Annotated in this window: 21 protein-coding genes and 2 tRNA genes; 12 read left to right on the forward strand and 11 right to left on the reverse strand. The window is 65.0% G+C overall.

Annotated elements, in window-relative coordinates; all coding sequences use genetic code 11:
* The first annotated feature begins 16 nt into the window (after positions 1-16).
* The gene (locus H7290_RS21005; RefSeq protein WP_290515980.1) at positions 17-172 is read left to right on the forward strand and encodes a thioredoxin domain-containing protein; all 156 of its coding nucleotides are present in this window, start codon (positions 17-19) and stop codon (positions 170-172) included.
* A gap of 108 nt (positions 173-280) precedes the next feature.
* Here the strand turns inward: H7290_RS21005 and H7290_RS21010 are convergent, their stop codons facing one another.
* The 8 genes from H7290_RS21010 to rpmH form a co-directional block, all read right to left on the reverse strand.
* Positions 281-1,180 carry a ParB/RepB/Spo0J family partition protein gene (locus tag H7290_RS21010; RefSeq protein WP_290515963.1) on the reverse strand — a complete coding sequence of 300 codons (900 nt, stop codon included), beginning with the start codon at positions 1,178-1,180 and terminating at the stop codon, positions 281-283.
* A complete protein-coding gene (locus tag H7290_RS21015; RefSeq protein ID WP_366927666.1) occupies positions 1,177-2,082 on the reverse strand; it encodes an AAA family ATPase in 906 nt (301 codons plus the stop codon). Before H7290_RS21015 ends, H7290_RS21010 begins: the two co-directional genes overlap by 4 nt.
* Before the next feature lie 167 nt (positions 2,083-2,249).
* Positions 2,250-2,825, reverse strand: coding sequence for a 16S rRNA (guanine(527)-N(7))-methyltransferase RsmG (rsmG, locus tag H7290_RS21020; protein WP_290515964.1), 576 nt, complete (start codon positions 2,823-2,825; stop codon positions 2,250-2,252).
* 85 nt (positions 2,826-2,910) lie between these two features.
* On the reverse strand, positions 2,911-3,384 hold the full coding sequence (locus tag H7290_RS21025) for a R3H domain-containing nucleic acid-binding protein (protein ID WP_290515965.1): 474 nt from the start codon (positions 3,382-3,384) through the stop codon (positions 2,911-2,913).
* Entirely contained in the window at positions 3,381-4,340 is a 960-nt protein-coding gene (gene yidC, locus H7290_RS21030; RefSeq protein WP_290515966.1) for a membrane protein insertase YidC, read from the reverse strand. Before yidC ends, H7290_RS21025 begins: the two co-directional genes overlap by 4 nt.
* Complete coding sequence (gene yidD, locus H7290_RS21035) at positions 4,325-4,618, reverse strand: membrane protein insertion efficiency factor YidD (RefSeq protein WP_290515967.1); 294 nt, start codon at positions 4,616-4,618, stop codon at positions 4,325-4,327. The genes yidC and yidD overlap by 16 nt, the downstream gene beginning before the upstream one ends.
* Positions 4,615-4,950 carry a ribonuclease P protein component gene (gene rnpA, locus H7290_RS21040; protein ID WP_290515968.1) on the reverse strand — a complete coding sequence of 112 codons (336 nt, stop codon included), beginning with the start codon at positions 4,948-4,950 and terminating at the stop codon, positions 4,615-4,617. The genes yidD and rnpA overlap by 4 nt, the downstream gene beginning before the upstream one ends.
* Positions 4,951-4,954: 4 nt before the next feature.
* Positions 4,955-5,092, reverse strand: a complete 138-nt coding sequence (gene rpmH / locus H7290_RS21045; protein ID WP_118399011.1) for a 50S ribosomal protein L34 — start codon at positions 5,090-5,092, stop codon at positions 4,955-4,957.
* Between the two features lie 339 nt (positions 5,093-5,431).
* Here rpmH and dnaA point away from each other — a divergent pair, with 339 nt between their 5' ends.
* The 5 genes from dnaA (at position 5,432) to H7290_RS21070 (ending at position 11,051) form a co-directional block, all read left to right on the forward strand.
* Positions 5,432-6,895 (forward strand): chromosomal replication initiator protein DnaA, encoded by a 1,464-nt coding sequence (dnaA, locus tag H7290_RS21050; RefSeq protein ID WP_290515969.1) that lies wholly within the window; start codon positions 5,432-5,434, stop codon positions 6,893-6,895.
* Positions 6,896-7,314: 419 nt separating this feature from the next.
* Positions 7,315-8,457 (forward strand): DNA polymerase III subunit beta, encoded by a 1,143-nt coding sequence (gene dnaN, locus H7290_RS21055; RefSeq protein ID WP_290515970.1) that lies wholly within the window; start codon positions 7,315-7,317, stop codon positions 8,455-8,457.
* A 36-nt stretch (positions 8,458-8,493) separates the two neighbouring features.
* Entirely contained in the window at positions 8,494-9,399 is a 906-nt protein-coding gene (gene gnd, locus H7290_RS21060) for a phosphogluconate dehydrogenase (NAD(+)-dependent, decarboxylating) (protein ID WP_290515971.1), read from the forward strand.
* 4 nt (positions 9,400-9,403) lie between these two features.
* A complete protein-coding gene (gene recF, locus H7290_RS21065) occupies positions 9,404-10,528 on the forward strand; it encodes a DNA replication/repair protein RecF (protein WP_290515972.1) in 1,125 nt (374 codons plus the stop codon).
* Entirely contained in the window at positions 10,521-11,051 is a 531-nt protein-coding gene (locus H7290_RS21070; RefSeq protein ID WP_290515973.1) for a DciA family protein, read from the forward strand. Before recF ends, H7290_RS21070 begins: the two co-directional genes overlap by 8 nt.
* Before the next feature lie 20 nt (positions 11,052-11,071).
* Here H7290_RS21070 and H7290_RS21075 read toward each other — a convergent pair whose 3' ends face one another.
* Complete coding sequence (locus H7290_RS21075; RefSeq protein ID WP_290515974.1) at positions 11,072-11,866, reverse strand: phosphatase PAP2 family protein; 795 nt, start codon at positions 11,864-11,866, stop codon at positions 11,072-11,074.
* A gap of 226 nt (positions 11,867-12,092) precedes the next feature.
* On the opposite strand from H7290_RS21075, the gene gyrB reads away from it, so the two are divergent.
* The 5 genes from gyrB (at position 12,093) to H7290_RS21100 (ending at position 17,920) form a co-directional block, all read left to right on the forward strand.
* Positions 12,093-14,084, forward strand: coding sequence for a DNA topoisomerase (ATP-hydrolyzing) subunit B (gene gyrB / locus H7290_RS21080; protein ID WP_290515975.1), 1,992 nt, complete (start codon positions 12,093-12,095; stop codon positions 14,082-14,084).
* Between the two features lie 77 nt (positions 14,085-14,161).
* Positions 14,162-16,675 carry a DNA gyrase subunit A gene (gene gyrA, locus H7290_RS21085; RefSeq protein WP_290515982.1) on the forward strand — a complete coding sequence of 838 codons (2,514 nt, stop codon included), beginning with the start codon at positions 14,162-14,164 and terminating at the stop codon, positions 16,673-16,675.
* Positions 16,676-16,779: 104 nt separating this feature from the next.
* Positions 16,780-17,556 carry a DUF3566 domain-containing protein gene (locus tag H7290_RS21090; protein WP_290515976.1) on the forward strand — a complete coding sequence of 259 codons (777 nt, stop codon included), beginning with the start codon at positions 16,780-16,782 and terminating at the stop codon, positions 17,554-17,556.
* Positions 17,557-17,620: 64 nt separating this feature from the next.
* Positions 17,621-17,695 (forward strand) — tRNA-Ile (locus tag H7290_RS21095).
* A 149-nt stretch (positions 17,696-17,844) separates the two neighbouring features.
* Positions 17,845-17,920: transfer RNA gene (locus tag H7290_RS21100), tRNA-Ala, on the forward strand.
* Between the two features lie 80 nt (positions 17,921-18,000).
* Here H7290_RS21100 and H7290_RS21105 read toward each other — a convergent pair.
* Together H7290_RS21105 and H7290_RS21110 are read right to left on the reverse strand one after the other, a co-directional pair.
* Complete coding sequence (locus tag H7290_RS21105) at positions 18,001-18,195, reverse strand: hypothetical protein (RefSeq protein WP_290515977.1); 195 nt, start codon at positions 18,193-18,195, stop codon at positions 18,001-18,003.
* A 10-nt stretch (positions 18,196-18,205) separates the two neighbouring features.
* On the reverse strand, positions 18,206-18,670 hold the full coding sequence (locus H7290_RS21110) for a hypothetical protein (RefSeq protein ID WP_290515978.1): 465 nt from the start codon (positions 18,668-18,670) through the stop codon (positions 18,206-18,208).
* A 170-nt stretch (positions 18,671-18,840) separates the two neighbouring features.
* On the opposite strand from H7290_RS21110, the gene H7290_RS21115 reads away from it, so the two are divergent.
* Entirely contained in the window at positions 18,841-18,987 is a 147-nt protein-coding gene (locus tag H7290_RS21115; RefSeq protein WP_290515979.1) for a hypothetical protein, read from the forward strand.
* The last annotated feature ends 180 nt before the right edge of the window (positions 18,988-19,167 follow it).

Consider the following 19,167-nt stretch of genomic DNA (forward strand, 5'->3'; position numbering starts at 1 on the left):
GCTCACGATCGTCAAGATGGACGCCGACGCCAACCCCGTCACCCCGGCCCAGTACCGAGTCACGGGCCTCCCGACGATGAACCTCTACTACAAGGGCGAGGTCGTCCGGTCGATCGTTGGTGTCCGGCCCAAGAGCGCCATCCTCACTGAGCTCTCGGAGCACACTGCCTGAGCAGCACGCATCACATGACAAGACCCGGTGAGAACACTCACCGGGTCTTGTCACGTCGGCACCCATATCGCCAACGCTACATGTTGCTAAACAAATAAAGCGCCAAGTCTATTTGTCGATATCTTTACGGGGGTCCATCAGTTCCACGATGCGTTCGAGGTCGTCGATCGTGGCGAACTCCACCGTGACCTTGCCCTTCGCTCGGCCCAGATCGACCTTGACTCTCGTGTCATATCGCTCGGACAGTCGGGCCGCGAGGTCGGCGAGGCGAGGAGCCGAGATCTTGGGCGCCTGTCTCGCGGTCGGACGTCGGGTCTCCTCCGGGCCCACGGTGACGATCTCTTCCAGCGCTCTCACCGAGAGTCCCTCGGCCACGACACGCGTCGCCAGGCGCTCCTGGATCTCCGGGTTGACGACGCTCACCAGCGCCCGGGCATGCCCCGCCGACAGCACACCCGCAGCAACCCGTCGCTGGACCGCTGGCGTCAGCTTCAGCAGCCGCATGGTGTTGCTGATCTGTGGCCTCGACCGACCTATGCGCTCGGCGAGCTCTTCATGCGTGCAGCCGAAGTCTTCCAGCAGCTGTTGATAGGCAGATGCCTCTTCCAGCGGGTTGAGCTGTGATCGGTGCAGGTTCTCCAGCAACGCATCACGAAGCAGGTTCTCGTCGGAGGTGTCGCGGACGATCGCCCCGATGGTCTGCAACCCGGCCTTGCCGCTCGCGCGCCAGCGGCGCTCGCCCATGATGAGCTCGAAGCGATCCTTCCCCACCTCGCGGACCACGACTGGCTGCAGCAGTCCAACCTCCTTGATGGAGTGGACCAGCTCGGCCATGTCATCTTCGTCGAAGACCTGCCGCGGCTGTCGCGGGTTGGCCACGACCTGCTCAAGCGGAATCTCTGCGAATCGCGCGCCGGCAACTTCAGCGAGGCCGGAGGCTTCGGCCTCAGCGGGGCTCGACGGAATGAGCGACTCAAGCCCTCGTCCCAACCCTCGTCGTGTACTCATCGGCCTACCTCCTGCCGTCCGGCCATCGTGATCTCACGGGCGGCCTCAAGATAGGACAGTGCGCCGGACGACGTCCCGTCGTAAGTCAGCACCGACTGCTGGTAGCTCGGCGCCTCCGAGGTGCGCACCGAACGCGGTATGGCCGTGGCGAGCACCTTGTCGGGAAAGTGGGTACGAACCTCGTGGGCCACACCGGCCGAAAGCCGGGTCCTGGCATCGAACATCGTGAGCAGGATCGTAGTGATATCGAGCTTGGGGTTCAGGTGTGCCCTGATCATGTCGATGTTGCGGATGAGCTGCCCGAGACCTTCCAGTGCGTAGTACTCGCACTGGATGGGGATGAGCACTTCGCGACCCGCCACCATGGCGTTGACGGTCAGCAATCCCAGCGACGGCGGGCAATCGATGAGCACGTAGTCGATCCGGTCACCGGCCTCGGCACAGTCGGACAGGTAGACCTGCAGTGCACGATCGAGTCGCGATTCCCGGGCGACCAGCGACACCAGCTCGATCTCCGCACCAGCCAGGTCGATGGACGCGGGCAGCACCGTGAGCCCGTCGATGTCGGGGCACGGTTTCACCAGCTCGTCGAGGTCGGTGCCGTCGACGATCGCCTCGTAGACACCGGGGGTGCCCTCAGCGTGGGGGATGTTCAGGGCCGTCGACGTGTTGCCCTGTGGATCGAGGTCGATCACCAGGACCCGCAGTCCCTTGAGCGCCAGCGCCGCCGCGATGTTGACGGTGGTCGTCGTCTTTCCGACCCCACCCTTCTGGTTGGCGACCACAAACACGCGAGTGTGATCCGGCTGCTCGAACCGGGTGGTCGACGACACCCGGTGCGCCAGGGCGACGTGCTGCTCCGCCTCAGCGCCGAGTGGCGTCGAGTCATCGTGTGACGGCACCGGCACGCTGTACGACGACGCGGCCGATGGCATATGGCGGGGCGATGGTGTTGCTGGAGTGCTGGTCATCCGTGTGCCCTCCTGGTTTCACGTGAAACATCTGTGCACCGGCTACATGGGCCAGTGTTCGTCTTGGCGATTGTCGCGCCCGCAGGTTCGCCGGGTGCCTACTTCGTCACTTCCACAACAGTCGTGGGCACATCGCCGTTCTCGTACGTCGCCACCACGATAGACGTCGCGCCGAGGCGGTGGAGGGTCGCGGTCGACGCCGTCAGCTCATCCTGTGCCGCGCGTCCCTTGAGTGCCAACAACACACCCCCGGGACGGACAAGTGGCATGCACCAGCGTCCCAGCTTGTCGAGGGGGGCGACCGCCCGAGCAGTCACGACGTCGAAGACATCATGCACGTCCTCGGCGCGTGCCCGCACCACCGTGACGTTGTCGAGACCCAGGGTCTCGATCACCTCGTCGAGGAATACCGTTCGGCGCAGAAGTGGCTCGATCAGGGTGACGTCGAGATCTGGCCGGGCGATCGCCCAGACCAGACCGGGAAGACCAGCCCCCGAACCGACGTCCGCCACGGTGGAGCCCTGTGGCACGCGAGGCTCGACCACCGCGGAATTGAGGATGTGCCTGTCCCACAGGCGGGGCACCTCTCGCGGGCCGATCAATCCCCGAGTGACACCATCGCTGGCCAAGATGGAGGCGAACTGCTCCACCACCGACAGGCGGGTTGAAAACACCCCCGCCGCATGCGGCGGGGGTGTTTCACGTGAAACATCGACCGAGTCGGCATCGGCGCCGCCTGCGTCCGTCACGGGAGGCCGCTCATGCTGACGCAGGGTGGACGACCACGTGTCGTTGTGGCTCGACACCATCGGACGAGCTGCTCAACCCAGCCTCAGCCACAGCATCGTGAACAACCTTGCGCTCGAAGGGGGTCATCGCATCGAGAGCGACCGAAGCCTCACCGGCCTTCACCTTCTCGATCGCCACACCGGCGACCGCCACCAGCTCAGTCCTGCGAGCTGCGCGGAACCCCGCCACATCAAGCATCAACCGGCTGCGCTCGCCCGTCTCGCGGTACACCGCAAGCCTTGTCAGCTCCTGAAGAGCCTCGAGCACCTCGCCACCACGACCGACGAGGTGGTCTAGATTGCCGCCCACCACCTCCACCGCAGCACGATCACCATCGACATCCATATCGATGTCGCCGTCGAGATCGGCGATGTCGAGCAGGCCCTCGAGGAAGTCTGCGGCGATGTCGCCCTCATTCTCCAGCTTGGAAGCGTCCGAGCTCATTTCTTTCCACCCTTCTTGCGCTGACTACGCGCCTGGTTCTTGGGTTGCTGACGAACGGGGGGCTTGGGGGCCTCGACCACGGCTGCCTTCGAAGGATCGGGTGCCACCGTCTTGCCGTGCTTCTGGTCGCGCTCCTGCTTCGCCTTGAAGGCCGGAGTTCCAGGCACCGGGTTGTTCCTGATCACGAACAGCTGCTGGCCCATCGTCCACAGGTTCGACGTCGTCCAGTAGAACAGCACGCCGAGCGGGAAAGCCACGCCGCCCACGGCGAACACGACGGGGAGGATGTAGAGCAGGAGCTTCTGCTGCTGGGCGTACTGGCCAGTCATGGCATCGGCCGGCATGTTCTTGGACATCAGCTGTCGCTGTGTCGTGAACTGTGTGATGCACATGATGATCACAAGACTCATCGTCAGAATCTTGGTCTCGGTCGCGGTGCTGTTAACGAACGTGTCGGCGATTTGCGCGCCCAACATCTTCGCGCTCGACAGCGACGTGGCGTCGGCCGAGGTCATGAATCCCTTGTGGAACTCGCCATCCTTGATCGGGTCGTACTTCGCCGCGTGATCGATGACTCGGAACAAGGCGAAGAAGATCGGCATCTGCAGGATCAGCGGAAGGCAGGACGCGAACGGGTTGGTGCCGGTGTCCTTCCAGAGCTTCATCTGCTCCTGAGTGAGCCGCTCACGGTCGTGCCCGTACTTCTTCTGCAGCTCCTTGATCTGCGGCTGCAGCAGCTGCATGTTGCGGCTCGACTTGATCTGCTTGACGAACAACGGGATCAGGAGAGCGCGAATCGTGACCGTCAGACCGACGATCGCCAGTGCCCAAGTCCAGCCCGAGCCCTCCGGCAGGACCGTCGACAGGATCTTGTGCCAAGCCAGCAGCACCGCGGACACCGCGTAGTAGAGCGGCGTCATGATCGCCGATCCGATGTCGCCTAGGAAGCCGAACATTGTTCTCCTCTGTCTTTTTCAAGACTCTGTGCCATTTCAGGACTGTGTGCCAGCTGTACACCTTTTGCCGGCGGCACCGGGTCGTAACCACCGGCGCTCCAGGGGTGGCAACGCACGACCCGACGAGCGGCCAGCCAAGACCCACGCATCGCACCGTGATTCTCCACGGCCTGCAAAGCGTAGGCCGAGCACGTGGGGTGATACCGACAGACCTGGCCGTACAGGGGACTGATCGCGAAGCGATAGGCCCTGAGCAACCTGATGAGCACGAACCTCATCGCACACCCGCCCGTGCCAGGGCCTTGTCCAGATGCACAGCCAACGTCGACGACGCCACGTCAGACGCGGGTGCCAGAGCTCGGACGACAACATGTGAGCCTGGCGGAAGTGTCTCGAGCCGATCGCGCATGAGGTGTCTCAGTCGACGTTTGACCCGGTTGCGGTCAACTGCTGAGCCCACGGCCTTGCTCACGACGAAACCGACGGACGTGGGTCCGCCGGTTCCCGGAACGACATGAGTGACGAGGGTGGGTTGTGCGCCTTTGGCACCACGACGAATCGTGTGCCGGAAGTCATCCCCGCTACGCATGCGTTGCGCGCGCGAGAGCAACGACTCAGGCAGACAGCTTGGCGCGGCCCTTGCGGCGACGATCCCCGAGGATCGCGCGGCCGGCGCGGGTGCGCATGCGAAGACGAAAGCCGTGCTTCTTGGAGCGACGGCGGGTGTTCGGCTGGAAGGTACGTTTGCTCACGGTAGTTCCTTACGGATTCGGCTGGGCCGGTCGACGGCCACCGCTCGCCCACGACGATCGTCGTGGGGTCATGAGCGCGCGGCGGGTGTCGCGAATTGGACGACCAGTCCACGATACGGGCGTCCCAGACGGCGGTCAAACCGACCCCTTACCCCCCACTCAGCACAAGGTCCACACGACACGCCGTCGAGCCCGGACAAGCTGGGGAAATCCGCTTGTATGCGTTTAGCAAGGCTGCTAGCGTCACCGCCGTATTGACTTTGTCCACAAGGCCTTCCCTTCCACGGGTTCGCATTCACACATTGTGGACAAACATGTGGACGTGTCGGGAGGCATTGGATGAACGACGGCGTGGAGCCCAGCCCCGAGGAGCACCTCAACACAGTCTGGGAACGAGCCGTCGACACGCTCTCACCCGGCGCCAAGGTGTGGGTCTACTCCGCCAAGCCGCTGACGTTGCACAACAACATCTTGATCGTCGCCGTCCAGGACGACCTCACCCGGGCACAGTTGGAGTCGCGGGTGAGGCCAGCGCTCGAGCACGCCATCAGCACGACACTCGGGCACGAGACCCGACTGGTCGTGACGATCGAGCCGTCGCTGCTGGAGATTCGGCATAGTCCACAAGACGACTTATCAATAAATCGACAAAATGACTACGGTCAGGATCTCGACTTCGATGAGGAAGAAGAGGACGAGAAGGACGAGTTCGTCCCCAGCTGGGCCGTACGCAACACCAACCCACCCCGTATCGGGAGCGTGGCCGAGGCCAGGCTCAACCCGCGCTACCTGTTCGAGAACTTCGTCATCGGCTCGTCCAACCGCTTCGCGCACGCCGCGGCCGTCGCCGTGGCGGAGGCACCCGGCAAGGCGTACAACCCACTCGTCATCCACGGAGAGTCCGGTCTGGGCAAGACCCACCTTCTGCACGCCATCGGTCACTACGTCCTCAACCTGTATCCGTCGTCGAGGGTGCGCTACGTCAACAGCGAGGAGTTCACCAACGACGTCATCAACGCGATTCGCGAGAACCGCACCGCAGCCCTCAAGCGCAAATATCGCGAGATCGACGTCCTGCTCGTCGACGACATCCAGTTCCTTGAGGGCAAGGAGTCGACGCAGACCGAGTTCTTCCACACGTTCAACGCGCTGCACAACGAGAACAAGCAGATCGTCATGACGTCCGACCGACCGCCGAAGAATCTCACCACCCTCGAGGACAGGCTGCGCAACAGGTTCGAGTGGGGACTCACGACCGACGTGCAGCCCCCTGACCTCGAGACCCGCATCGCGATCCTTCGCAAGAAGGCGGCCAACGAGAAGCTCACCGCGCCGGCCGACGTCCTCGAGTTCATCGCAAGCAAGGTCCAGACCAACATTCGCGAGCTCGAGGGAGCGCTGATTCGCGCGACTGCGTTCGCCAACCTCAACGGCACGACAGTTGACCTGCAGCTCGCTCAGATCGTCCTCAAGGACCTGATCGCCGAGGGCGAGGAGCCCGACATCACCGTAGGCATGATCATGGCCCAGACCTCTGCCTACTCAGAATTCTCGATCGACGAACTCTGCAGCACCAACCGCAGCCGCAACCTGGTCCTGGCACGACAGATCGCGATGTACCTGTGCCGTGAGCTCACCGAGATGTCGCTCCCGAAGATCGGGCAGGAGTTCGGCAATCGTGACCACACCACCGTGATGCACGCAGACCGCAAGATCCGCAAGCTCATGGCCGAGAAGCACGCTGTCTACAACCAGGTCACCGAGCTCACGGCCCGCATCAAGCAGCAGGCACGCCAGTCATGACATGTGACAACTCATGACTCATCGCCTCATCCGGCCCAGCAACACTGATTCCAGCTCATTCACACCTGGGGAAGACGTTGTGGGAAACCCCACCCGTCTCGTGGACATCATGCCTCCAGATGTGAACGGCATGTGAATACCGCAATGATGTGCACAGGCACGCGTAGTCTCATCAATCCGCCATGCACAGGTTGTCCACCGGTGGAGTTGCCGTCCCACCTGCGCAAACAACAGATATCCACCGAGTCCACAGACGCTACTACGACTACTACTCCTCTATACCTCGACAGCCCCCGCAGAAGTAACTGCACGACCTGTGTGTGGACGACCGATTCAGAGTTTCCCCTGGGTACCGCCCACCACCTCAGACGTGGCAGGATTCATCCCGACGGATCCCGTCCCCGGAAAGGCCCCACCACGTGAAGTTCCGCATCGATCGCGACACACTCGCCGACGCAGTCGCCTGGACAGCGCGAAGCCTGCCCAACCGTCCCAGCGTCCCGGTGCTCGCGGGGCTCCTCATCGAGACGGCCGCCGACGGACTCACGCTCTCGGGATTCGACTACGAGACCTCGACCCGCGCCACCCTCCCCGCGGAGGTCAGCGCCGACGGCCGCGCACTCGTCTCGGGACGGTTGCTCGCCGAGATCGTCAAGTCGCTGCCAGCAAAGCCGGTCGACGTCTCGCTCGAGGGCACGAAGGTGCAGGTCGTCTGCGGCAACGCGAGGTTCAGCCTGCAGACCATGCCCGTCGAGGAGTACCCACAGCTCCCCGACATGCCGACCGCGACCGGCACCATCAAAGCCGACGATTTCGCCACTGCGGTGGCCCAGGCCAGTGCCGCCGCCGGCCGCGACGAGATGCTGCCGCTTCTCACCGGGGTGCGGCTCGAGCTCGAGGGCTCGACCATCTCGCTCATGGCGACCGACCGTTTCAGGGCCAGCCTCCGTGACCTGCAGTGGTACCCCGAGGCCAGCGACCTCTCAGCGCAGGCACTCGTGCCGGCCCGGGTCCTCAACGAGACGGCGCGTGCGCTGACCGCCGGCGGTGACATCACGATCGCGGTGTCCTCGGGCGTCGCCGGAGACGGACTCATCGGTTTCGAGGGTGTGGTCGGCAACGGCACACGCCGCACCACGACCCGGCTGCTCGAAGGAGATTTCCCGCGCGTGCGCCAGCTGTTCCAGGCGCAGCCCGAGACTGTCGCCTACGTCGAGACCCACGCCTTCGTCGACTCCGTCAAGCGTGTCGCGCTCGTCGCGGAGCGCAACACCCCGGTCCGGCTCAGCTTCTCCGAGGGTCAGCTCCTGCTCGAGGCGGGCAGCGGCGACGAGGCACAGGCATCCGAGTCGATCGAGGCGACGCTCAACGGCCCCGACATCTCGATCGGCTTCAACCCCACGTACCTGCTCGAAGGGCTCGCCGTCATGTCCGATCCGGTCGTGCACCTGTCCTTCACGCAGCACACCAAACCCGCGGCCATCTCGGGCGTCCCGGAGATCGGCGCCGATCCTGACGTCACCTTCCGCTATCTGATCATGCCCGTCCGTCTGCAGAACTGAACAATCCCAGACCATTTCGCCCGGAAGGCAGCCAGCATGGACATCGGACTCGTCGGACTCGGCAAGATGGGCGGCAACATGCGCACCCGCCTGCGCAACGGTGGCGTCACCGTGGTGGGTTACGACCGCAATCCCGAGGTCTCTGACGTGGCCTCGCTGGCCGAGCTCGTCGACAAGCTCCCGTCGCCCAAGGTTGTGTGGGTCATGGTGCCAGCGGGGGAGATCACCCGCTCCACGGTCGAGGAGCTCGGCGAGCTCCTTGGCGAGGGTGATGTCATCGTCGACGGCGGCAACTCACGCTGGACCGACGATGAGAAGCACGCGGCGATGATGGAGCCCAAGGGCATCGGCTACATCGATTGTGGCGTCAGCGGCGGCGTGTGGGGTCTCGAGAACGGTTACGCGCTAATGGCCGGCGGATCGGCTGAGGACATCGCCAAGGTGCAGCCCGCGTTCGACGCTCTGCGACCAGAGGGCAACGCGGGGTTCGTGCACGCGGGTCGCGTCGGAGCCGGGCACTTCTCCAAGATGGTCCACAACGGCATCGAGTACGCCATGATGCAGGCCTACGCCGAGGGCTACGAGCTGCTCGAGAAGGTCGACATGGTCGAGAACGTCACCGAGGTCTTCGACTCGTGGCGCCAGGGCACCGTGGTGCGGTCGTGGCTCCTGGACCTGCTCGTCAAGGCGCTCGAGGAAGACCCGGGTCTCACCCAGATCCGTGGCTACGCCGAGGATTCGGGCGAGGGCCGCTGGACGGTCGAGGCGGCGATCGACAACGCAGTGCCGATGCACACCATCGCCGCATCGCTCTTCGCCCGCTTCACCTCGCGGCAGGACGAGTCGCCAGCAATGCAGGCCGTCGCGGCGATGCGCAACCAGTTCGGCGGACACGCGGTGAAGGCTGCCGCCGAGGCCGGGCACGACCCCAAGGACGCATAGCGTTGTGCACGTCAGCCGCCTGATATTGCATGACTTCAGGTCGTACTCCTCGATCGAGATCGACCTCGAGCCGGGCGCGACGGCATTCATCGGCGCCAACGGGCAGGGCAAGACCAACCTTGTGGAGGCGATCGACTACCTCTCCCGGCTCGACTCGCACCGGGTCTCAGGAGACATCCCGCTGGTCAGGGCCGGCGCCGGTCAGGCAGTCGTGCGCGCCGACGTCGTCAAGGGCGATCGCACCGCACTGCTGGAGCTGGAGATCACTCCCGGCAGGGCCAACCGGGCTCGGGTCAACCGGGGCGCACTCCCACGGACCCGCGACATCATCGGCATCCTGCGCACCGTGATGTTCTCGCCCGAGGACCTGACGCTGGTCAAGGGCGACCCTGCGGACCGACGCCGGTTCATCGACTCGCTGCTCGTCCTGCGCACGCCTCGACTCGCGGGGGTGCGCGCCGACTACGAACGAGTGCTGAAGCAGCGCAACACCTTGCTCAAGTCGGCCGGGCGGCGGCGCGACGCCACTCTCTCGACCCTCGACATCTGGGACGACAACCTCGCCCGCACAGGATCTGAGCTCGTCGCAGCTCGTCTCGCGTTGCTCGACAGCCTCGCGCCACACCTCGCAGAGGCTTACGTCCGAGTTGCCGCTGAGGCCGCGACCGACAGGCGCACCGTGTCCGCGACCTACAAGCCGTCGCTCGACCTGCTTCCCGACCTGCGTGACCAGGCGGGTATCCACGAGGCACTGATCGCCGAGATTGCGCGACGCCGTGGTGACGAGATCGATCGAGGCATCAGCCTCGTCGGCCCGCACCGCGACGATGTGACCCTGGTCATCGGTGACTTACCGGCGAAGGGCTACGCCAGTCACGGTGAGTCGTGGTCGCTCGCCCTCGCCCTCAAGCTTGCTTCCTTCGAGCTGCTTCGCGACGATGGCGACGACCCCGTCCTGATCCTCGACGACGTCTTCGCCGAGCTTGATCTCGGCAGACGACAGCAGCTCGCTGAGCTGGTCGGCGACGCCGAGCAGGTGCTCGTGACGGCAGCCGTCGCAGACGATGTCCCCGAGGCCCTGAAGGGTCACCGCTTCGTGGTTGCCGATGGGAAGGTCGTTCGTGACTGAACCGAAGGACGACGTCGGGCCGGACGAAACCCGGCCCCCGACCCCCACGACGGACGGTCTGGGCCTGGCCCGCGAGATTGCCAGCGCCTACCGCGGCACGACTGCGCCGGTGACGCCGGGCGTCAAGCGGCGGGTCAAGCCGGCCAAGCCCAACCGGGCCAAACGCGACGACCCGAGCTCGCTGGCAGACCTTCTCGGTCAGGTCGTGCGTGACCAGGGCTGGGACGACCAGCTGGCGGCACAACGGGTGTTCACGGACTGGGCCGCGATCGTCGGACCCGAGGTCGCACAGCACTCGGAGGTCATCTCCTTCGACGACGGCGAGGTCGAGGTGCGCACCGACTCCACGGCCTGGGCGACACAGTTACGGCTTCTCGCACCACGCATCGTGGCGAAGCTCAACGCCGAGCTGGGCGACGGATCGGTGTTGCGGATCCTGGTTCGTGGCCCGCAGGCTCCGTCGTGGAAGAAGGGCCCGCGCACGATCCGCGGGGCCAGGGGACCACGCGACACCTACGGGTAGCTTCCGAGCCGTCGGTGCGGCTACTCCGTCGGGGAGATGACGGAGACCGTCCAGACAAACGCCGCCGTGGCGGCGGCCACGACCCCGAGGACGAGACCGCCCTGCAAGGAGCCGGCCCAGCCGAACATCGGCCGTACGCCCAACGCCACCAGGAACGCGATCGCCGCGCCGGCAGCGACGATGGAGGTCACCGCCGAACCGCGATCGGCGCGCCGGTCACCGTCGAGGATGAACGCGGCTATGCCGGTCCACAGGAGACACACCGCCAGTGCGGCGATGACGTGGGACGGACGATGCCAACCGGCGACGACCGTCGATGCACCGGTGAGGGTCACGGCGAAGCCGCCCAGGGCTATGAGGACGACCCGCATCGTCCGCGGTGCGACCATGATCAGCGCAGCGGCGCCGCTCGCCACGACCGTCGTGTGACCACTCGGCAGGCTGTTGAGGGTGGAGAACCCGAAGTCGGGTCGTGACAGGACGGAGTGCTTGAGCAGCTGCGTGGTGATGTTGGCGCCGACGATGATGCTCAGGGCCGCGATGGCCAATCGGAGCCGTCCCTGCACGAGTGCCAGCGCGACGCTCGCGCCGGCCACGGCGATGACGCTGCCGATCGAGACATAGCCGAGTGCGCTGAGAAGGGTCACCCGGGTCTCGTTGCCCGCGAACACAGTCGACAGGGCCCAATCGTCCCACCGCTGGCCGGTCGCCAGCTGAAGTGCCACGCGCACGACGGCGAGCAGCAGACCGAGCGCCACGACGACTGCGAGCGCGGCCGTCCAGCGCTGGTCTTGTCTCGACTCGGTGAGGCTCATCCCTCTACGATGCCTGATGGCGCCCAAGCACACGAATGACCCACGCCCTGAATCGGCGAGTGGAGTGAATCGGGGAGCAGGAGCCTTACTGGGTGTAGATACCGGGTCTTTGCCCTCGTCACAGCGGCCGTTCTGTGGCTCTCAAGGCCACCTGCGCCGCGCGACTCGCCGGTTCAGACGTGTGGGTAACCGCTGAGACGCACATAACGCCCCGTATACTGGATCGGTGAGCCAAACTCCAGATCCGGCAGCGACGTACGACGCCAGCAACATCCAGCTCCTCGAAGGGCTGGAGGCAGTTCGCAAGCGTCCAGGCATGTATATCGGGTCCACCGGAGCGCGTGGTCTGCACCACCTCGTCTACGAGGTCGTCGACAACTCCGTCGATGAGGCGCTGGCCGGTTACGCCACCCACATCAAGGTCATCATGCAGGCCGATGGCGGCGTGCGCGTCGAGGACGACGGGCGTGGTATCCCCGTCGATGAGCACCCCATCGAGAAGATCCCGGCTGTCACGCTCGTGCTCACGTCACTGCACGCCGGCGGCAAGTTCGGTGGCGGCGGCTACAAGGTCTCCGGCGGACTCCATGGTGTGGGTGTCTCCGTCGTCAACGCCTTGTCGACCAAGCTCATCGTCGAGATCAAGCGCGACGGCTACCGCTGGACGCAGTCGTTCACCTACGGTGATCCCGATGCGCCGCTCGAGCGTCACGAGGAGACTGACGAGACCGGCACCACCACCACTTTCTATGCCAGCGCCGACATCTTCGACACTGTCGAGTACGACTACGACACCCTCAAGACACGTTTCCGCGAGATGGCGTTCCTGAACAAGGGGCTCGAGCTGGTCCTGCGCGACGACCGCGACGGGGCGCTCGAGGCGGCCGAGGGTGACACCGCGATCGACACGGTCGAGCGCGATGCGCGCTTCCGCTACGACAACGGCCTCATCGACTACGTCGAGCACATCAACGTCGGAAGCAAGTCGCCCATCCACCGCGACGTCATCGCGTTCGAGTCCCAGGACGAGTCCAAGGGTCTGTCGCTCGAGGTCGCGATGCAGTGGAACGACAGCTTCGTGGAATCGGTCCACACCTTCGCCAACACGATCAACACCCACGAGGGCGGCACCCACGAAGAAGGGTTCCGATCTGCGCTGACGGCCACGGTCAACAAGTTCGCCACGGTCCAGGGGCTCATCAAGAAGTCGAGTGACAACCTCTCGGGTGAGGACATTCGCGAGGGTCTCACCGCGATCGTCTCGATCAAGCTCGAAGAGCCGCAGTTCGAGGGGCAGACCAAGACCAAGCTCGGCAACGCGGTGGCCCGCACCTACGTCCAGCAGGTCCTCAATGACGAGCTCGGCGCGTGGTTCGAGCAGAACCCCGGCGAGGGCAAGACCATCGTCCGCAAGTCGATCGATGCCGCGACGGCCCGCATGGCGGCGCGCAAGGCGCGTGACCTTGCCCGCAACCGCAAGGGCCTCATGGGTGGCGGTGGCCTGCCCGGCAAGCTCGCCGACTGCCAGTCGCGCAACCCCGAGGAGTGCGAGATCTTCATCGTCGAGGGCAACTCCGCCGGCGGCTCCGCCAAGGGTGGCCGCGACCCCTACGCGCAGGCGATCCTGCCGCTGCGGGGCAAGATCCTCAACGTCGAGAAGGCGCGCATCGACAAGATCCTGCAGAACACCGAGGTGCAGGCGATCATCTCGGCCCTCGGTACTGGAGTCCACGAGGACTTCGACATGGCCAAGCTGCGGTATCACAAGATCGTCCTGATGGCCGATGCCGACGTCGATGGCCAGCACATCTCGACATTGCTCCTCACCCTGTTGTTCCGATTCATGAAGCCACTGATCGACGCCGGTCACGTCTACCTCGCTCAGCCTCCGCTCTACAAGATCAAGTGGAGCAACGCCGCAGCCGAGCTCGCCTACACCCACAGCGAGCGGGACGGACTGCTCGCGGCAGGGGCAGAGGCTGGTCGTCGCCTTCCCAAGGAGGCGGCAGTCCAGCGCTACAAGGGCCTCGGTGAGATGAACGACAACGAGCTGTGGGACACCACGATGGACCCAGCTCAGCGAGTCCTGCGACAGGTGACCCTCGAGGACGGCGCGGTGGCCGACGAGATGTTCACGATCCTGATGGGCGAGGACGTCGAGCAGCGACGGTCGTTCATCCAGCGAAACGCCAAAGACGTCCGCTTCCTCGACATCTGACCTGACAGGACACACCCGTGACTGAGACAACGCCTCCCGAGTACGACCGCATCGAGCACGTCGAGCTGCAGGTCGAGATGCAGCGCTCCTACATCGACTACGCCATGAGCGTCATCGTGTCGCGCGCGCTGCCCGACGTCCGCGACGGCCTCAAGCCCGTGCACCGGCGGGTGCTCTACGCGATGTACGACGGCGGATATCGGCCCGACCGCGGCTTCTCCAAGTGCAGCCGCATCGTCGGTGACGTCATGGGTCAGTACCACCCGCACGGCGACACGGCGATCTACGACACCTTGGTCCGGCTGGCACAGCCGTGGGTCATGCGTGCGCCGATGATCGCCGGGCAGGGCAACTTCGGCTCGCCGGGCAACGACGGTGCAGCGGCGATGCGCTACACCGAGTGCAAGCTTGCTCCCATCGCGATGGAGCTCCTGCGCGACATCGAGAAGAACACCGTCGACTTCCGGCCCAACTACGACGGTCGCTCGCAGGAGCCCACGGTCCTGCCGGCCCGCTTTCCCAACCTCCTGGTCAACGGTTCGGCGGGTATCGCGGTCGGCATGGCCACCAACATCCCGCCGCACAACCTCCGTGAGGTGGCCGAGGGCGCACAGTGGGCACTGGCCCATCCGGAGGCGAGTCAGGAAGAGCTGCTCGAAGCTCTGCTCGAACGGGTGAAGGGCCCGGACTTCCCCACCAAGGGGCTCATCGTCGGCACCGCTGGCATCGACAGCATGTACCGCACCGGCCGCGGCTCGGTCACGATGCGCGGCATCGTCGATATCGAGGAAGACGGAAAGGGCACGCTCAGCCTTGTCGTCAAGGAGCTGCCGTACCAGGTCAATCCCGACAACCTCGCCGAGAAGATCGCCGACCTCGCCATCTCCGGCCGTGTGCAGGGCATCGCTGACGTCAACGACGAGTCGTCGTCGCGGGTCGGTCGCCGCCTCGTGGTCAAGCTCAAGCGCGATGCCGTGGCGCGGGTCGTGCTCAACAACCTCTACAAGCACACAGAGCTGCAATCCAACTTCAGCGCCAACATGCTGGCCATCGTCGATGACGTCCCGCGGACGCTGACGCTCGACGGGTTCATCAGCAACTGGCTCACCCACCAGATCGAAGTCATCCAGCGCCGTACGCAGTACCTGCTCGATGAGGCCGAGGCCAAGGCGCACATCTTCCGCGGACTGGTCAAGGCGCTCGACGCGCTCGACGAGGTCATCGCCCTCATCCGGCGCAGCCCCACGGCCGAGGATGCCCGCGAGGGGCTCAAGACACTGCTCGACATCGACGACGACCAGGCGCGCGCGATCCTCGACATGCAGCTGCGCAAGCTGGCTGCACTCGAGCGTCAGAAGATCATCGACGACCTGGCCGAGCTTGAGATCGAGATCGCCGACTACAAGGACATTCTGGCGAGCCCCGAACGTCAGCGCACCATCGTCTCCGAAGAGCTCGCGGCGATCGTCGACAAGTTCGGTGACGACCGCCGGTCGATCATCGTCCCGGCCGATGGCGACCTGTCGATGGAAGACCTCATCCCCGATGAGGAGGTCGTGGTCACGATCACCAAGGGTGGCTACGCCAAGCGCACCAAGACCGAGCTCTACCGGGTGCAGAACCGCGGCGGCAAGGGAGTGCGCGGCGCCGCCTTGCGCGGCGACGACCTCGTCGAGCACATGTTCCCCACCACGAGCCACCACTGGATCCTGTTCTTCACCACGGCCGGACGGGTCTACCGGGCCAAGGCCTACCAGCTGCCGGAGGCCGGACGTGACGCCAAGGGTGGCCACGTGGCCGGCCTTCTGTCGTTCCAGCCCGACGAGGAGATCGCCCAGGTGTTGGCGATCCGCGACTACGAGCAGGCTCCCTACCTCGTGCTCGCGACCAAGAAGGGTCTGGTCAAGAAGACCCGCCTCGCCGACTACAACAGCCCTCGGCAGGCCGGAGTCATCGCCATCAACTTCCGCGACGACGACGACGAGCTGATCGGCGCCGAGCTCGTGACCCCCGGCGACGACCTGATCCTCATCTCGCGCAAGGCCCAGGCCATCCGCTTCCAGGCCAACGATGAGCAGCTGCGACCCATGGGTCGCGCCACGTCCGGCGTCACCGGCATGAAGTTCCGGGGTGCAGACTCGATGCTCTCGATGTCGGTCATCCGACGCTCGGCCGCCGCGCTCGAGGCCACCGAGGTGCCCGAGGAGCACCAGTTGTTCGTCTTCACCGTCACGGATGGCGGATTCGCCAAGAAGACTCCGGTCGAGCAGTACCGACTGCAGGGCAGAGGTGGCTTGGGCATCAAGGCCATGCAGATCACCGAGAACCGCGGCGAGCTGGTCGGCGGGCTCGTGCTGGTCGATACCGATGACGTCATCTCCGTCACGGCCGGGGGCCAGGTCACTCGTAGTCTGGTATCTGGGGTCAATCCGACAGGCCGTGGCACGATGGGTGTGAGCTTCGTGAAGTTCAAGGGGGCTGACCGGGTCGTGACCATCGCGCGCAACACCGAGCTGCCCCAGGACGAGGCTGTGAACGAGGAGACTCCGACGGGCGAGGCTCCCACCGACGAGGGGCAGGGCGAGCAGTGAGCGACGAGACGCAGGACGGGAGCTCTGTACCAGGATCTGCTGCGGGTGACGCTGCGCCCACCCAGGAGATCCCTCGCATCCCCAAGCCCGCTACGCATTCATCAGTGAAGAACGCCCCGGCGAAGAAGCCGGTGGCCAGCGGCGCCGAGAGGCCCCACGGGGGAACGTCCCCGACCGAAGTGCCGCCGACCGACACGATCCCAGCTGACAAGACCCAGACAGACAAGGGAAGGACGCGCGTGAACCCACCCTCGCCGAAGCGCAACACCGCAAGCGTCACTGCGGGTTCCACCTCGACCGAGGCCGGTGCGTCGCGGTCCATCCGTCAGAATGGCGGACCCAACGGCCATCCGTTGACAGCGGGCGACTATGCCACGACGACCAACTCTTCACCGTCCACGACCGCCGTCATCCCGGTGGTGAAGGAGTCGCTTCGCAACATGCTCGGCGGCAGGGACAAGTCGGGGTCGGCAGCGAAGCCGAAGGTGACCTTCGTGCCGTCAGGCGATGGCGGGTCGGGTCGGCGGGCCAGCCTGCGACTCACCCGCATCGAGCCGTGGTCGGTCACCAGGCTGGCGTTCGCGATCTCGGTCGCGATGATGATCGTCGGGGTCGTGGCGGTGACCTTCTTCTGGGTGGTTCTCGACATCACCGGCGTCTGGGACCAGATCAACGCCAGCGTTACCTCGGTGCTCAGCGACTCGTCCGGATTCAACATCACCGACTACCTGGGGTTCGGTCGCATGGTGGGCTTGACCCTCGTGCTGTCGGCCATCAATGTGCTGCTGTCCACGGTCCTCGCCACGATCGCTGCGCACCTCTACAACCGGGCATCCCAGCTTCTCGGCGGCATCGAGGTCACCTTTTCCGAAGAGAAGTAGGCCGACTCACGGTCACCCGCTTTGGGAGATCACCCGACGGTGCGGTAACGTTCAGCGCTGTTGCGGGCGTATAGCTCAGCTTGGTTAGAGCGCTTCCCTGATAAGGAAGAGGTCCGAGGTTCAAGTCCTCGTACGCCCACTCGACGAGGAGGTTCCATGAAGAAGATCATCGCCCTCGGGCTCGCTGCCGCAGGCGCCTTCTGGGCCTTCGAAAAGTCCAGGAATGACAAGCCCGCTGACACCTGGGCGGCCGCCAGCGACAAGGTCTGACACAGACCTTCACCACGAGGGGCCATGGCGCAATTGGTAGCGCACCTGCTTTGCAAGCAGGGGGTTCGGGGTTCGAGTCCCCGTGGCTCCACCACAGGAATGGACCCCCACCCGAAACTCGGGTGGGGGTCCATTCCTGCTGTGGAGCCAGGCGAGCACCCGGACGTGGCTCCGTCAGGCCGTAGGCATCTGTACGACGGCCTGCGACCCGGGGCGGCTCGCTGTGCCCAAGGTGGAGAGCAGCACCTGCGTGCTGTCGGGGCTCACTGCACTGAACGACGAACCCTTGGGGAACATTTTGACGGAGCCCCCGGCAAGGTCGATGAGGAACTTCCGATCGGTGCCGTTGTCATCGTGACTCCGGTCCACCCGCCGAGAGTCACCACGTCGTGCGGCACCGGGTTGTTGTGTGAGCTGGTCGGGAACGGTGTGAAGACCGTCGTCCGTCCCGACTTCTCCTTGATCGTGAGCACGGCGTCCTTGATCTGCTCGTCGTCGGCCTGATGACCCAGGCACAGGTCTCGAACGTGTCGGTGAGCTCGGCGCCACAGACGCGCCACAGGCCGTCCGGTTCGGAAATCTTCGCGAGCTGTGTGACCACCTTGCTCCGGCGGTCGTACGCATAGATCACGACGGTGCTGGAGGCGATCGTGGCGTCTGCGGTCTCATCCCAGACCACGGTGTCCTTGGTGCCGACGACCCGCTCGATCTGTGTCCGCTCGGGTCGGCCCCAGTCGTCGAGAATGGTGAAGTCCTTCGTGTCGACGTTGTACATGACGGGATGCGACTGCGACGTGACGCCCTTCATGTCGTTGGTCGGCGCCTCGAGCCTCTGCGACACCATGTCACGGCTCGCGTCCGTCCTCCGGACACGGTTGGGCTCAGGCCCTCGCGCCGCGATTTCCCGCGACCCGTGGCGGTGGGTGAGCGTCCACGCCCGGCGCTTCTTGGACGCCGAGGCACCGCCCCGGGTTGGGTGGGTCAAGGTGGGTGCACGCTCCGTAGGCTGGAGGAGTGGACCCCATCGACGCTGCAGAGATAGCCCGACGGATGCGTGCTGCTGTGGTGCAGGAATCACCGCGGCACCCGTGGATAATGCCCATGATCGGGTTGCTTGTCGGAGCAATTGCAGTGCTCGGCTTCGCCCTGGTCCAACGCTGACAGTGTCCGTGGGTGGCCGCATGTGGGGGTGGGCGATAACGTCTCAGTGACCGTTGTCACAGAGAGGGAGCACCATGCCGCAGACCGTCCGAGGAGTCGTTGCCCGCACGAAAGGGGCACCCGTCACCGTTGAGAACATCGTCATACCCGATCCGGGTCCGGGTGAGGCCGTTGTCGACA

Origin of the sequence: Aeromicrobium sp. (assembly GCF_014378035.1) — a bacterium.
Lineage (GTDB): Bacteria > Actinomycetota > Actinomycetes > Propionibacteriales > Nocardioidaceae > Aeromicrobium.

Coding starts and splice junctions, on each gene's coding strand:
- H7290_RS21005 (WP_290515980.1), top strand. CDS start 17: ATGGACGCCGACGCCAACCCCGTCACCCCGGCCCAGTACCGAGTCACG.
- H7290_RS21010 (WP_290515963.1), bottom strand. CDS start 1,180: ATGAGTACACGACGAGGGTTGGGACGAGGGCTTGAGTCGCTCATTCCG.
- H7290_RS21025 (WP_290515965.1), bottom strand. CDS start 3,384: ATGAGCTCGGACGCTTCCAAGCTGGAGAATGAGGGCGACATCGCCGCA.
- yidC (WP_290515966.1), bottom strand. CDS start 4,340: ATGTTCGGCTTCCTAGGCGACATCGGATCGGCGATCATGACGCCGCTC.
- yidD (WP_290515967.1), bottom strand. CDS start 4,618: ATGAGGTTCGTGCTCATCAGGTTGCTCAGGGCCTATCGCTTCGCGATC.
- dnaA (WP_290515969.1), top strand. CDS start 5,432: ATGAACGACGGCGTGGAGCCCAGCCCCGAGGAGCACCTCAACACAGTC.
- gnd (WP_290515971.1), top strand. CDS start 8,494: ATGGACATCGGACTCGTCGGACTCGGCAAGATGGGCGGCAACATGCGC.
- H7290_RS21075 (WP_290515974.1), bottom strand. CDS start 11,866: ATGAGCCTCACCGAGTCGAGACAAGACCAGCGCTGGACGGCCGCGCTC.
- gyrA (WP_290515982.1), top strand. CDS start 14,162: ATGCAGCGCTCCTACATCGACTACGCCATGAGCGTCATCGTGTCGCGC.
- H7290_RS21110 (WP_290515978.1), bottom strand. CDS start 18,670: ATGGTGTCGCAGAGGCTCGAGGCGCCGACCAACGACATGAAGGGCGTC.